The organism is Selenomonadales bacterium (genome assembly GCA_018335585.1).
GTDB lineage: Bacteria > Bacillota > UBA994 > UBA994 > UBA994 > UBA994.
On sequence record JAGXRZ010000052.1, the window covers coordinates 1 to 14,474 of the forward strand.

Annotated in this window: 13 protein-coding genes; 4 read left to right on the top strand and 9 right to left on the bottom strand. The window is 54.9% G+C overall.

Annotated elements, in window-relative coordinates:
* From larA to KGZ66_09735, 5 genes are all read right to left on the bottom strand, one after another.
* A partial coding sequence (larA, locus tag KGZ66_09715; GenBank protein MBS3985857.1) for a nickel-dependent lactate racemase occupies window positions 1-635 on the bottom strand: 635 nt, incomplete at its 3' end.
* Between the two features lie 22 nt (window positions 636-657).
* Window positions 658-2,073 carry an FAD-binding oxidoreductase gene (locus tag KGZ66_09720; GenBank protein MBS3985858.1) on the bottom strand — a complete coding sequence of 472 codons (1,416 nt, stop codon included), beginning with the start codon at window positions 2,071-2,073 and terminating at the stop codon, window positions 658-660.
* Window positions 2,074-3,075: an electron transfer flavoprotein subunit alpha/FixB family protein gene (locus KGZ66_09725; protein MBS3985859.1), complete on the bottom strand. Its 1,002-nt coding sequence runs from the start codon at window positions 3,073-3,075 to the stop codon at window positions 2,074-2,076. It abuts the gene before it with no gap.
* A 12-nt stretch (window positions 3,076-3,087) separates the two neighbouring features.
* Window positions 3,088-3,885 (bottom strand): electron transfer flavoprotein subunit beta/FixA family protein, encoded by a 798-nt coding sequence (locus tag KGZ66_09730; protein ID MBS3985860.1) that lies wholly within the window; start codon window positions 3,883-3,885, stop codon window positions 3,088-3,090.
* Window positions 3,886-3,896: 11 nt separating this feature from the next.
* Window positions 3,897-4,628 carry a FadR family transcriptional regulator gene (locus KGZ66_09735; protein ID MBS3985861.1) on the bottom strand — a complete coding sequence of 244 codons (732 nt, stop codon included), beginning with the start codon at window positions 4,626-4,628 and terminating at the stop codon, window positions 3,897-3,899.
* Between the two features lie 214 nt (window positions 4,629-4,842).
* Between KGZ66_09735 and KGZ66_09740 the strand changes: the two genes are divergently transcribed.
* The 4 genes from KGZ66_09740 to KGZ66_09755 all read left to right on the top strand — a co-directional run bounded on the left by KGZ66_09740 (window position 4,843) and on the right by KGZ66_09755 (window position 8,934).
* Window positions 4,843-6,414, top strand: coding sequence for a methyl-accepting chemotaxis protein (locus KGZ66_09740; GenBank protein ID MBS3985862.1), 1,572 nt, complete (start codon window positions 4,843-4,845; stop codon window positions 6,412-6,414).
* Between the two features lie 75 nt (window positions 6,415-6,489).
* Window positions 6,490-8,172: a hypothetical protein gene (locus tag KGZ66_09745; protein ID MBS3985863.1), complete on the top strand. Its 1,683-nt coding sequence runs from the start codon at window positions 6,490-6,492 to the stop codon at window positions 8,170-8,172.
* Between the two features lie 79 nt (window positions 8,173-8,251).
* Window positions 8,252-8,707, top strand: coding sequence for a hypothetical protein (locus tag KGZ66_09750; protein ID MBS3985864.1), 456 nt, complete (start codon window positions 8,252-8,254; stop codon window positions 8,705-8,707).
* The gene (locus KGZ66_09755) at window positions 8,707-8,934 is read left to right on the top strand and encodes a DUF1858 domain-containing protein (GenBank protein MBS3985865.1); all 228 of its coding nucleotides are present in this window, start codon (window positions 8,707-8,709) and stop codon (window positions 8,932-8,934) included. Before KGZ66_09750 ends, KGZ66_09755 begins: the two co-directional genes overlap by 1 nt.
* A gap of 726 nt (window positions 8,935-9,660) precedes the next feature.
* On the opposite strand, the gene KGZ66_09760 is transcribed toward KGZ66_09755, so the two are convergent.
* From KGZ66_09760 to sleB, 4 genes are all read right to left on the bottom strand, one after another.
* Window positions 9,661-10,503, bottom strand: coding sequence for a 2-oxoacid ferredoxin oxidoreductase (locus KGZ66_09760; protein MBS3985866.1), 843 nt, complete (start codon window positions 10,501-10,503; stop codon window positions 9,661-9,663).
* Window positions 10,504-12,144 carry a 2-oxoacid:acceptor oxidoreductase subunit alpha gene (locus KGZ66_09765; protein MBS3985867.1) on the bottom strand — a complete coding sequence of 547 codons (1,641 nt, stop codon included), beginning with the start codon at window positions 12,142-12,144 and terminating at the stop codon, window positions 10,504-10,506. It abuts the gene before it with no gap.
* Window positions 12,145-12,322: 178 nt separating this feature from the next.
* Window positions 12,323-13,684, bottom strand: coding sequence for a germination protein YpeB (locus KGZ66_09770; protein ID MBS3985868.1), 1,362 nt, complete (start codon window positions 13,682-13,684; stop codon window positions 12,323-12,325).
* A gap of 20 nt (window positions 13,685-13,704) precedes the next feature.
* The gene (gene sleB, locus KGZ66_09775) at window positions 13,705-14,403 is read right to left on the bottom strand and encodes a spore cortex-lytic enzyme (GenBank protein MBS3985869.1); all 699 of its coding nucleotides are present in this window, start codon (window positions 14,401-14,403) and stop codon (window positions 13,705-13,707) included.
* Window positions 14,404-14,474 lie beyond the last annotated feature (71 nt).

Below are 14,474 nucleotides of genomic sequence, written 5' to 3' on the forward strand. Positions count from 1 at the left end.
GCTCGCGCCTTGGGGCTGCCGATAAACTGCGCACAGTGGTTAGCGAGCACGGTAGTCGCCGAGGCCACGCCGGGCATAACGCTCTTGCGTCCGCCGGAAAAGCCGGCGAAGAAGTGCGGCTCAATAAACCCTTCGGATATTAACAGGTCGGCTTCGACGGCAAGCCTGTTCAGCACTAGCCTACCGCCGGAAGGGAGAGTTCCTACCTCGACTAAGCTCGCCTCGTCCCTGCAGTCGTGGTTTACCAAGCGCTCATTTTGTACAATCGTTTCGCCAAACTTGTTAAGCATCTCTGCGGGCGTAGTCAGCCTGTGAAAACCTGTCGCAATCAAGATAGTGATGTCTGCCTGCGGGTTCCCCTCCCGCACCTCAGCCAAAAGGAGCGGCAAGGTGATTTTGCTTGGCACCGGTCTGGTGTGATCACTTGTAATAATCACTATGCGGGCCTTGCCCTTGGCCAGCTCGCGCAAGCGCGGCGAACCTATGGGGTGCTCTAGAGCTTGCCTGACCAAGTCAGCTTGGCTGGCGGCTGGCGTATAGTGATGCGCCTGTGATTCCAGCACTCCGACAAGGTTCTGGTCATCTACCGTAAGGTCAACAAAGCCCCTAGAGTAAGGTATTTTTACTACGGCCATCTCTCCCCCTCCTCTTAACAAACTACGCGAGGTCAAAGATTTTGCCTGGGTTCATAATGTTGTTGGGATCCCAAGCACTCTTGATGGCTTTCATTAAGTTAAGCTCAACCGGGTCCATGTTCTCGAGCATATATTCTTTGCGCTTTAACCCAATGCCATGCTCGCCGCTAATCTTGCCGCCCAAGGCTTTTGTCGCGGCGTACAGCTCACGCAACGCCTGCGGCAGCATTTCGCGCCAATGCTCCATTGTGTGTGCTGGGTTCTTCACCAGCGTCGCATGCAGGTTCCCATCACCGGCGTGCCCATAGCACGGAATCTTAATGTCGTACTTCGCCTGGAGCCGCTCTAGCTCCGGTATCAGGTCAGGAATCGCGGCAATGGGCACTACGATGTCTTCAAGGCTCTGCACCGGCGACACCACTTTGAAAGCCTCGGCAATGTTGCGGCGCACACTCCAGATGCGCTCTTGCGTAGTGTAATTATCGGCGACGTAGACTTCGATAGCGCCGTGCTCCATGCACAAGTCGCCGACTGCCTCTGTTTCTAGGTCGACTTGCTCTTGGTTTGTCCCGTCGATTTCAAACAGCAGCATGGCCCCGGCTTGCTGGTAAGGCAGGCTCTCATTTAAGTAGTTGCACGATGTCTGTACGGAAAGTTTGTCCATAAACTCTATTCCGGTTGGGATGGTCCCTTTTGCCATAACAACCGGCACTGTGTCGATAGCTTCCTTAGGCGTCTTGTAGAGCACCAGTAGGTTCGACTTAGCGGTCGGCAGGCCGGTCAGCTTAAGCGTCGCACTGGTGACGATGCCTAAAGTTCCTTCCGAGCCTACCACGAGCTGCTTTAGGTCGTAGCCGGTTACGTCCTTAGTGAGCTTGCCGCCTAGCTTGACCACGTCGCCTAACGGCGTAACCAACTCCATGCCCATGACATACCGTCCGGTTACCCCGTACTTAACAGCCTTGCCTCCGCCGGCATTTTCGGCAATGTTCCCGCCCAAGAAGCAGGTTTCTAGGCTCATCGGGTATCCCGCATAGAACAGCCCTTTCTCTTTGATCAGGGCGTTGATGTCATTCGTTACGATACCGGCTTCGGCCGTAATCGTCATGTTAGCATAGTCTATGTCTAGGACCTTGTTCATTTTCTCAACCGACAGCAAGATGCCCCCGAAAACAGGGATTGCCCCGCCGGAGAGACCGCTGCCCGCGCCGCGCGGCGTAATGGGGATGAGTTCACGATTCGCGAGCTTAACAATGGCGGCAATTTCCGCGGTAGTGCTTGGCGTTACCACCACGTCGGGCATGCGTCCGTACTCCGCCTTGTTAGTTTCATCGTGCGAGTAGGCCTCCATCCGCTCCTCGTCGGTAATTACGTTCTTGGCCCCGACAATTCGCCTAAGCTCGTCTACGACCTTGGCTGTAACAGCATTGTAGCGCACCTACTTGCCCTCCTTTTTGCAGTTTTCTAGCTTGGCGTTAAGCAGCGGCACAACCTCAAATAGGTTGCCAACGATGCCAAAGTCTGCGACTTGGAATATATTCGCATCCGGGTCTTGGTTAATCGCGACAATGCACTCCGAGGTCTTGATACCCGCTAAGTGCTGAATGGAGCCTGATACCCCGGCACAAACGTAGAGCTTCGGCGAGATGGTCTTGCCGCTTAGCCCGATTTGATGTGGGTACGTGAGCCAGCCGCGGTCTACGGCATCGCGTGTGCCGCCGATTGCGCCCCCTAATTGACGAGCTAGCTCGCGCAGCAGGCCAAAGTTCTCGGCCTTCTTCATGCCTTTTCCGCCGGCCACTACCACGTCGGCTTCCTCTATACCTGCCAAACCTTCTTCATAAGGCCTTAGCCCCAAGACTTTGACGCGGTCGTCGTAGTGCTCATCGAGCATGGTGATGCGCGTAATGTGGCCTTGCCGGGTGGAATCTAGCGGTAAAGGCTTGCTCGACTTCGGCCGTACAGTGGCCATCTGCGGCCAATGGTTAGGAGACTTAATCGTCGCCATAATGTTGCCGCCAATCGCCGGGCGAGTTTGGAGCAGGAGCCTTGTGCCCTCTTCAATATCGAGTTCGGTGCAGTCGGCCGTAAGACCCGCGGTAACCTTTATCGCCACATGGGGCATTAAGGTGCGGCCGGTAGAGGTAGCTGCGGCCAAGATGGTGTGCGGTTTGTACCGCCTGATTAGGTCTGCCAGGACGTTGCTATGCGTTTCTACGACAAACTTGTTCAGCCGCGGGTCGTCGACGACGTATACCTCATCCGCGCCACGAGCTATGAGTTCGCGGAGCGCTTCGTCACTGACGTTACCTGCTAATAACAGCGAGCATAGCTTCGTCTCCAGCTTATCGGCGAGCTTGCGGCCGCGACTTAGCAGTTCGAAAGAGACCTCCCGCAGGCGTCCATTGCTTTGCTCGGCTAGCGTCCAAACGTAGGGCATGTTCTCTTCCTCCTAAACCAGCTTCTTTTCTTTGAGAAAGTCAAGCAAAGTGTCGACGGCGCTGTTTAGCGCTTCTTCGCCTACAGCCTTTACCAGCTTACCGCCACGCGTTACTTTTGGATAGCCAATGCGGACAACTTTTGTGGGCGAACCGCGCAGGCCTAGCTTGCCTTCGTCTAAGGCGAGCGCTTCTGCCGATATGGTGCGCAGAGTATAGGCTCGCGCCTTCTTCTTGCCCCGCAGCGTCGGCAAGCGAGGATTGCTAATCTCTTTAACGACCGTAAGCAGCGCCGGTAAGGGCATTTCTAAAATTTGGTACCCCTCTTCAACCAGCCGTTCTACTACGATGCCCTCTGCGCTGATTGAGTCAATCCTGCTGACGTAAGTGGCTAATGGTAAGTCTAACCAAGCGGCGATGCCCGGGCCGACCTGCCCGGTGTCGCCGTCCGTCGCCCTCTCGCCGGTGAGGATAAGGTCAAAGCTACCAACTTGCTTAATTGCTTCGGATAAAGTATACGAAGTCGCCCAAGTATCGGCCCCGGCAAATTTCTTATCGGTGATTAAAACTGCTTCGTCGCAACCCATAGCAATAGCCTCTTTTAGCGCCTTGGCCGCGGCCGGAGGGCCCATTGTGCAGACAGTGACACTGCCGCCGTGCTGCTCTCTTAGTAGCAAGCCGGTTTCAATGGCATACAAGTCGAGTGGGTTGATGACGCTGGCTACGCCTTCGCGAATCATCGTCCCGGTTTCCTTGTCCATTTTGACGTCGCTAGTTTCCGGCACTTGTTTAATTGGAATACAAATGTTCACTACTATGCCTCCTATGCAGTAGAATCGGCATCACTTCGGGAAATCTCGTCCCGCAAGAGCTCTGCTTCGACAAACTCGAGGTGCGCAATCATAGCTAGGCGGGCCCCTGCGCTGTCGGAACGTCTTACGGCATTAAACACATTCTGGTGCTGCTCATACAGCAGTTGGCGATTATGCGGGTTATGAAACAGGTGCTGCCTGCTAGTGCGCATGTTGTGCACGACTAAGTCGTAGATGAGACTCATAGTTTTTGACAACATGGTGTTTCGCGCGGCTTCCACTATAGCGCGATGAAACAAGCCGTCATTCTCCTCACCTAGGACGTCGCGCTCTAGGTCACGCTGCATCTGCAAAAGCGCATGTTCAATCTTCTCGAGGTCGTGGCGGTCAGCCCGCTGTGCGGCCAGTTCTGCCGCAGCTACTTCAAGGATTTTGCGCATCTCCAGCATATCAAGGCTTGTTCGGCGCTCGAAGGCTAGGAGTAAAGCCAAGTGCTCGGCAAAAGCGTGTTCGCTGACCTCTGCCACAAATGTCCCTTCGCCCTGTCTGCTCTCGACCACGCCCACAAACTCGAGCGCGCTTAAGGCCTCACGTACGGCAGCCCGACTCACTTGCAGTAGGTCTGCCAGTTCGCGCTCAGACACCAGCCTGTCGCCCGGTCTGAGGTTGCCTGCCCGTATGTGCGCCTGAATTTGCTCAGCCACTTGTCTGTAGACACGCTTCGTTTTAATGGGCTTAAACACCGCTACTCCCGCCTTCTTGGTTCATGGCGATACGCCATATCATCAGGTGGCCTGACCATTTTACGCAACAATTTTATCTGACTGCCTTGTTCCCGTCAACAGCACCTCGGAGCCATTGTGAACACAATACGTGTGTAATACTGCTTTAACATCTAATCGATAAAATGCAGAAGGCTGTGATAAGGGCCTATATTTGCAGGAAAGAAGGAAGCATATGCGACACTCGGTTATTACTAAAGTGGTTAGTGCTACGCTGCTGGTGCTTACGGCTATTTTATTGGTTGCTTATTACCGCGTGAGTGTGGTAGGGAGTAAAGATGCCAAAGCGCGGCAGTTAACCTCCAACAGCTTGGAGGCACTACACGAACTGCAGGGGGCCGGCTTTACTCTTACGCGCATTAAGGTCGATATTCGTGACGCCATCCTCGATCCGCAGCGGTTTACGTTCTATGAAAGCCGGATCTTGACACAGGCTGAGGACTTAACCAACCACATAGCACGACTAGAAGGGCACGTCCTGACACCGGAAGTTGCCGCTCTTACCTCAACCCTGCAGAGTGAACTGGCTGCTTTTCATGATCTAGGCGGGCGCATCCTCGCTTACGGTCGTGCCCGCAACATGCGTGCAGCCACGTCTCTGCTCCTTGCGGAGTATATCCCGGCCGGCGAGAGCATCCTTGAGTCGTTACAGCTAATTGAGGGTCACTATAAACATGCTTCCGCCGCAGCTTTAGCCAGCCTGCGCACCTCCGCTGCCACCGCTAACCGTATGACATATCTGAATGTAGTTTTCAGCTGCCTAGCGGCGCTGGCGGTAATTATCTACATATATGCAAGCATAGTGCGGCCGGTCATTCGGATTAAGAACGAAGTCGGCAGATTAGCGGCAGGCGACCTGACTTCCACCTATCAGGCGTTAAGCGATCGCAGCGAAATTGGCGACCTCTCGCGCTCGCTATGCGCGACAATCACAAATCTACGAGCTCTTGTCTCTTCCGTGCAGACCGCGAGTCAGTCAGTTGCGGCCAGCGCCTTAGGCCTAAGTAGCTCCATTAAAGAAGTAGCCACCGGCAATGACAACCAAGTCGGTATCACTAAAGAGATATCTCAAACCATAGAGCACTTGGCGGGCGCAACGCAAGAGATCGCCGCTAATGCCCAGAACGCCGCGGCTGCCGGAGCAACGGCAAGAGAGGTTGCCCAAGCGGGTACCCTGAAGATTGGCAAGGCTATCGACACGCTTAAAACTGTACAGGAGAGTGTGCTCAGCCTTTCCTCTGTTTCCAACCAAATTGGGGGCATGGCGGCAGTCATCGGCGATATCGCCGACCAGACCAATCTGCTCTCTCTTAACGCCGCGATTGAGGCCGCGCGCGCGGGTGAGCACGGGCGCAGCTTCGCCGTGGTTGCCGACGCAGTGCGCAGCTTAGCTGAACAGAGCCGTCGGTCCACGAAAGAGATAAGAGACTTGACGAGTACCATCCTCCAGCAAATCGACGCCGCTATCGCGCTGAGTACGCAAGGGGCCGAAGGTGCTACAGGGGCGCAAGCAGCGTTAACGGGCATTATCACCAACATTAACGACATTGCGTTGACCATCGAGGGCATATCTGCGGTGAGCGAAGAACAGGCTGCCGCTGCTAACGAAGTAGCAGCTTCTATGGATAATTTCAGCTCCATAACCCACCAAGTTGCCTCATCTTCGCGGGAGACCTCGCTTGCGGCACAACAACTAAGCGCCTTGGCCGACGAGCTACAGCAGACAGCCGACCAATTTCGCCTGTAGTTCTCGGGAACGCGTGAAACTCCCGCCCTGCTCCTGCGTATAGCAAGGTGAATTCAGAAAGGCAAGGTGATAGGCATGGCAGAAGTATTGCTGTGGATGTGTCTTGGGTTAATTAACTTGCGTATTGATCTGCTCAGGTCGCGCCCGTTGCAGTTTTTGCGCGGGCAGGTATGGCGGTTAGCGGTCGGGGTACCGTTATGCTGGCTATGGGTGTATTTGACGTTGCCCGCTTTGGTCCCGTGGGTGGGCTACACGGTGGTCCTGCTCCCCTTGACTATCAACGCTTTCTATACACTGCTAGAGGTCCTCGTAGGCGGGGCGAAAAAAGACAAGGCCACCGCGCGCTTTACGGGAGCGCTACTGACGGCCTCCCTCCTTGTGACCCTATATCTTAACTTTCTTGTCGTGCCGCATAGGGCAACGGACTTGCGCGATGTGCCCGTCGTCACTGTGTCCGACGTGCCAGCGCCTGTTATGAACCTTGAGCATATCAGACTCGTGCCCTACGAAAACGCGCTGTGGCGCGCACAGAAGGTGCTCGGAGCCATGGGTGCGGGGTTTGAGATCGGGCACCTAAACATCCAGCTTGTCGACGGCGAGTTGTATTGGGTAGGACCCGTGGACTTTCGCGGCCTCTTACGCTGGTTTAACTTCCGCGAAGCACCCGGATACGTTATAGTAGATGCAGAAGATGCTGGGGTGCCAGCAGAGTTTCGAGCCTCGCCCATGCGCTACACTGTCGGCGCGTACTTTGGCAGCGATTTGCGCCGACACATCTATGGTCAACACAGAGATGTACTGCTGCTTGACCCAAGCTTTGAGCTAGATGACGAGGCAAATCCGCGCTGGGTAATGAGCATTGGCAAGCCGACCGTCGGGAAAACCGGCACTGTAGTAACCGGGGTTGTCATAGTAGACCCGGCTACCGGCGAAATGCAGGAGTATGCCCTAGATGCTGTGCCGACGTGGGTAGACCAGGTAATCCCTGAGTTCATTGCCGAAAAGCATAACGATTGGTTCGGTCGTTTCGTGCATGGCTACTGGAACTCCCTCTTCACGAAGCGCGACATGCACCTGCCCACTGCTTGGGAAGGTGCCAGCGACGTGTTCGGCGTGGTTGGGCCCGACGGGAGATTTTATTGGTTTACCGGTCACACGGCAGCCGCAGGCCGCGATGATTCGCTGATGGGCTACACTATGATGGACGGGCGCACGGGCGAAATCACCTACTATCGCTATGCCGTCGGCTTCTTTAACGAAGCAGCGGCAGTATCATCGGTTAATGCCGCAGTAGCTGACTTTGTGGGCTGGCATGGCTCGCAGCCCCTCTTGTATAACCTTTACGGAGCCGAGTCGTACGTGGTACCGGTGCTCTCTGACACCAACATCTTAAAGGCCGTGGGTATAGTGAATGCCCGCACCGGACGGACCATTGTCGAGCCGACCTTGCTAAGAGCCGTGCTGGCCTACAAGCAGTATCTGGGGCAAGGTTTAGGTGCGGTGGTGCCCACCGATGTCGCGCTCCTTGAGAGCTTAGAGGGGAAAGTTTTGCGTGTCGGTGCAGCCACAACCGAAGGTACCACGTTGTTCTACTTCCGCTTGGAAGCCTCCGGCCGCACATTTACCGCAACTGCAGCCCTTAGCCCTCACGTAGCTTTGACGCAGCCCGGTGACCGCGTGGCGATTTCATATCTCGACACTGCCGAAGAAGCTGTCCCCTTGGCTGCGTTTCGTAACCTAGAACTAAGTAGGCCCTGAAGCAAAAGGAAGCAAAAGGGACGGAGCTTTTTGCTTCGCGAGGAACGTGCGGACAGTGAAAGTGAAGGAGGACCCTAACGTGGATAAGTCAAACCGGCCGCCTGATGCTCCATGGTTTGTAGGATTTGGAGCGTTCTTAATCGCATTGTCTCTTCATGTCTTCGTATCAAACCAGCTGAGAGGGCAGGCAGAACTTCTTAGCGCGTCAATATTTAGTGCCCTCGCAATCATGCTATCGTCTGCCATGCTCGCTGGAAGATGCCATTGGCGTCATCCTCGTCGAACAATGGTGTCTGTGCTTCTGTTTGCTTTCGTTGGAGCCAGCCTGTTCGTAGTGGATTCGCCGGTTTTGTGGTGGGTTTGGGTTGGTCTTGGAGCATTTGCGGGAACCTCGTTTGTCCTGATGCTCCAAGCAATAGGGGATTGCATGCAAAGCGATGATCCAAATGCTGTCCCGATGGACGATGCTTTAGGGATAGCAGACGACAGCGGCAGGACTTTGGATGAAAGTAGCAGTCCCGATAGGGCTAATTAATGAAGCAGATTAAAGCTAGCGACAGCATCTATAAACTTGCTACCGACCACCCGGAAATCGTCCATATCATGGTCGAGCTCGGCTTTAAGGACATCACCCTGCCGGGCATGTTGCAGACGGTAGGACGCATAATGACCTTGGAGAAAGGCTCCAAGGTCAAGAGGATACCCATGTCGCACATCAGAGAGTGCTTCAGGCAACGTGGTTTCGAGCTGAACGAAGAATGAGAAGAAAAGGGATGAAGCAAAAAGCTCCGTCCCTTTTGCTTCTACGGTGCCCTCACTGCGAACCGGTATAAACCCCGAGTCTCACAGTAGTAATAGCATATCCATGCTATGATCTGTGACGCGTGAAAGAACAGATTCCTATAGTGAAGGATTGGTCCTGCCGTAAAGAACGCCCCCACTAGCAGTAGCAGCGTTATGAGGAACATGCCTTTATGCAGAGACCTGTCAGTCCTGAGGAAAGCGCTAACGTAAACCGTCAGAGACATAAAGATATGTGATAAGGGAATCATAAACAGCAATGCGTTCCCCTGGATCTGTGAGTAGGTGCTCAGGCTAGTTATGAGCCCAAACAGCAAGATAACCTTAGCGCGAAATCGATACCTTGCTACAAAGGTAGAGGCGTCTGCCTCTGGTCCTAGTTGTCCTAGCACCAACAAGAATATGGACGCAAAAGCTAAAACAAAGATGGGGCCAGCTAACATGCTGATTAGGAAGGGACCCGATAAATCACCAAATCCTCTCAATAATGCCGATAAAAAACCATCGAGTAATGCGAGGGAATAGTTGCTGAGGAGAACCACAGCAATGAGGGCTACTGCAAATACTCTCCTCCATGAACTTCTAGTACTCATACAACACCTCTAATGTTTCTTTAGTCAACGCGATTTTGAGCTGAATGAAGAATGAGAAGAAGAGGGATGAAGCAAAAGCTCCGTCCCTTTTGCTTCAGCGGAAGTCGTCCATGAATCTTTTGGCACTCTGGGGGTCGAGCGGCAAGTCGGCGAGTGGTGGATTGGCGCAGAGCATCGGGTGCAGAGCGGCATATTCTGCTTGCTCCCTCCTGTATATGACACCGAGCGGGATACGCTCGCCCCACTCCTCGGCGGTCTGACGCGCTTGTGCGATATCCGTGGGGTCGTACTGGGGGAGCACATAATAGACCCTCTCTTTGTACCACTTGAAGGTGTTCACCTTGTTAAATGAAGGGCACGTCTGGAGGATGTCTAGCAGAGCGTAACCGCGATAGGAGATGGCCTCTGCGATAAGTGAGGCAAGCTGCTTTTTGTCGGCGAAAAAACCGCGCGCCACAAACCCCGCACCAAGACTTAAGGCCACGGCTAGGGGGTTAAGCGGCTGCATTTGCACGCCGTCAAATTGTAGCTCGGTCTTTTGTTGCTTGGCGGTAGTGGGCGAAGCCTGACCTTTCGTCAAGCCATAGACTTGGTTATTGTGGACAATATGCGTAATATCTAGGTTGCGGCGCACGGCATGGATAAAATGGTTGCCGCCTTCGCCATAGGAACAGCCGTCACCACTTTCGACTATGACCGTAAGCTCCTTGTTGGCTAGCTTAATGCCTATACCTGCGGGGAGGGAACGTCCGTGGAGGCCGTTAAACATATTGGCCGTGATGTACTGCGGGGTTTTGGCCGCCTGCCCGATGCCTGAAGCTATAACTACCCGATGCGGTTCTAGATTAAGAGAGATTAGCGCGTCTCTTAGCGCTTCGAGTATGCCAAAATTCCCGCAGCCGGGGCACCACGCCGTGTCCTTACTGACAGTAAACACTTACAGCACCTCCCTTTTCAACGCGGCTAGCACTTCGTCTTTACTCCACTGCCTGCCGTCGTACTTAAGCAGGCTTACGTTGCAGATTAGCCCGGCGTACTGCTTAATTAAGCCGGCGAGCTGACCTGTTGAGTTCTGCTCGAGGTTTACTAGCTTCTCCGCTCTGCGCGCGTAAAGCGCAAGCAACTTAGTTGGCAGCGGATATATGTCCCCGAAGACCAAGGCCCCCAAAGCATGCCCTGCTTTGTTTAGTGTCAACACTGCTTCCTTTACCGCCCCATACGTCGAACCCCAGCACACAAGCAAGGTTCTTGGCTCCTCACAGCCGATATACTCAGGCTCCAAGTGATCGGCGGCTAAGCAAGCTACCTTTCTTTGTCGCTTTTCCACCATTGCTTGCCGCACGGCGGCAGCTTCCGTTATCCGTCCGGCTTCGTCGTGCTCGTCGCTGTCGAGGTACACGAGCTTACCCGCAAATCTTCCTGGTACAATGCGCGGCGATAAGCCGCTTGCCGTCAACTCGTAGCGCAAATATTCCCCGACAGCAGGCTCGCTGACCAAATGCCGTTCGATGCTTACCGCGGAAAAGTCGAATGGCTCTACGGTCTCTGTGTAGTCCGCCAAGTATTGGTCGGTCAACAGGAACACCGGTATTTGATACTTCTCTGCTAGGTTAAAGGCTCTAACCGTCTGGTAAAACGCATCCGCCGGGTGCCGCAGGGCAGTTACTAGGCGCGGAAACTCACCGTGTCCCGCGTGTATGACAAAGTTTAGGTCGCTCTGTTCGGTGCGGGTGGGTAGACCTGTAGCGGGGCCGGGCCTTTGCGCCACGGCAATTACCAGCGGTGTTTCGGTGATGCCTGCCAAGCTGACGCCTTCCGCCATAAGCGCAAAGCCGCCGCCGGAGCTGCCTGTCATCGCCCTGACGCCCGCATAGGAGGCTCCGAGCGCCATGTTGATCGCGGCCAGCTCGTCCTCGGCCTGCTCGACAAGAATCGGAGCTTGACTGGATTTCTTGGCCAAATAGGTCATAATACCGGTGGCTGGGGTCATGGGGTAGCCCGCGTAGAACTTGCAGCCGGCGGCTAACGCGCCTAAAGCTATCGCTTCATTCCCGTTGATAAAGATGTTGTCCCATGGCGCGACCTCATCCACCTTGGTTATCGGCTCCACGGCGTCATACCCTATTTCAGCCGCAACTTTGTTGGCCACATAGGCTTCCTGCGAAAAGGTGCTGCGCGCTGTAGCTACCAGAGCGTCTAGGGGCAAGGCAAACAGCTTAAACACGCACCCTAGCGCCGCAGTCCCGACAACTAACCTATTACCTGCCTGCCGGACAATCTCCGTGGACGGCAGGGGTATCGTCCTCTGTTTGAGTGCGCTGTCTATTTTATCTGCGTCCTCTAAAGAGATAATTTTACCCACATTTGCGAGCTTGTCACTATGTAGCTCGACTGTCTCAAGATTTAGCGCTACAATCACTGCTAGTTCATCCGCGTGGGCATAAATGGGGCGGTCGGAGAAACGCACTTTGACAAAGTTATGACCGCCTCTGATGCGCGACATATAGTCCTTGTGCAGGGAAACACAAAAGCCTAGCTCCTTAAGTGCCTTGGCCAGCAAGTGGCCGATGGTGTCCATGCCCTGCCCGGCTGCACCGCCGATGAGAATCGTATGGTCCAATAGTATCCCCTCCCAAGTATTCTTTCGCCGCAAACATCTCGTTACCTGCAATAGAATCCCTATACAGCAGCGCAAGCATAGCCCGCCAATAATATTGGCGGGCTTAATAGGTCATTGATGATTGGCGCGTCAGCTGTTAACGAGCATGGGCCGGAGGCATAATTGCCGGTTTTGCGTCTAACCGCACGATATTCTCCTCTCGCCCGGTAACGGCATTAATGTACACCAAGAACTGCTCTGTGCCCCCACGGCGCTGCACCGTAAACTCCCAACACAGCACTTCTACACCGCGGCGGTCAAACAACACCACACGCTGCGGTCCCGCAATTACCTCAAGGGTTTCGTTAAGCTTAGCAGTAGCGGCGGCTATGCCTACTACTTCGCTGAAGTTGCCCCGCTCGCGGTGATACTTCACATACCCGTTGCCCTCAAAGCTCAGTATTTCGCCGTTGTCCTGCGCCACTCGCACCCGCAGCAGGTCTGGATAGAAGAGGATGCCATCGGCCGCATAGCAGTAGGTGAAGATTACCGAGCCTCCCCACTCTTCCACGCCGAGAAGCTTCATGTTCGCGATGCCGCGCTCATACAGGAACCTGTCGGCTCTGGCCTGCAACTCGGCTCCGGGCAGCACAGGTGCTGCAGTAGCGCGCTCGGCAAACATCTGAAATACTCGCCCGCCGTTTCTTACCACTTCCACTGTTACGCGGCGGTTTGCGTCTTCGGGATGTGCAAAGACAAAGGAGTAGTGTGGGACGACTGCGTCCGTCACAGTCACTTGGCTCTGTAAACGTAAGTCCGCGCCAATATGGCGAACAAACTGCCGTGCATTGGCCTCGGCCGTAGCGATTGGAGTAGGAGCTACGGTCACGGCGAGCGGTGGCGGTACGGCAATGTTCACGTGGTCGCCCATCGGCACTTCCGGAAATTGCTGCACTTGTTCCTCCACTTGGCGAAATTGCCCAAGCACTGCGCTGTCGCGAGGTGCACGATCCCCTAATGTCCGCAGTTCAAGGTCTGTAAAGCGCACGTTTTCGGCAAGCACTGTAGATTGCAGCACAAGTAGAGAGTTAGAGAGCTCCCGGGCCTGCCTGCTTAGTTTGTCAAGCATTTTTCGCTCCTGTGCCGTGGGCATAACGCCTGTAGAGGCAACGGACAGCACGGCATCCCCAAGGCGGGCGAGAAAACGCTCTGTGTTTTCGAACTCCGCTACCCCTAGCGGCACTTGACCCATCTTCTCTTGGGCAGCGTAAGCTTGACGCCATACTGCCGCGAGGCGAATCATCGTCTGCTCTGCGGTGCTGGCCACTGTCGCTTTGGCCAGCTCAGCCTCGATGGCCCCCATATTGAAATTTAGTTCGTGGAAAGCCCGCTGGTAAGTGTTTTCGAGCCGCGTCTGCAGTCGGTTGCGAATGCCAAGTTGATGCAGACCCCAAAACACACTACCTGCCGCAACACTGCCAAGCAGAGCTATTGCGACCCAAAAGGTCCTCCTGTGCATACTTGTCCTCCTGTTCGCCGTCAACGCAGGAAGCGATGTTGGCCAATGGTCTTGATGTAGGGGCGCGTCCATATCCAAGGCGAAGTAGCGGTGCGTGGGTTGAAGTAGTACAGCGCCCCGCCGCTCGGGTCCCACCCGTTGACGGCTAATTGGGCGGCGCGGAAAGCTTCCTGATTAGGGGTAAGATAAAACTGGCCGTCGGCTACCGCGGTAAAAGCCAAGGGCTGAAAAATTACTCCGCTGATTGTATTAGGGAACAAGGGACTCCGGATACGGTTCATAATCACTGCCGCCACAGCTACCTGCCCTTCAAATGGCTCACCGCGCGCCTCGCTGTAGACAGCACGCGCGAGCAGCTGCATATCGTTTGGGCTAACGCCGCGAGTGGGAGTTACCGCTGCCGCCCTGTTAGGAGCTACTGCCGCCGGGCGCATGGTTATGCCTAGCGCGGCAAAAGTGCGGCTAGCGATAATCCCCGTTACGGGCAGACCATGGCGGCGCTGAAACGCCTGCACCGCCGCAAGTGTTTGGGGGCCGAACGTACCGCTGATAGGCCCCTGGTAGTAGCCCCAGCGCTGTAATCGACGCTGCACTTCAGTCACATCCGGACCAGAATCGCCTTGCCGTAGGTTACGGCTGCCGGGTGCCTGCGCAAGGCTCGTCAGAGGGAGCAGAACCATGAGCACGACGACGATGCTTGCACATATCAGTTTGCGCAATTCATTCACCTCGGACCTAGTTTGTCCAAGTTCGGGGCAAATAGTTAAGAGGGCTCATAGCGAGCCCTCCG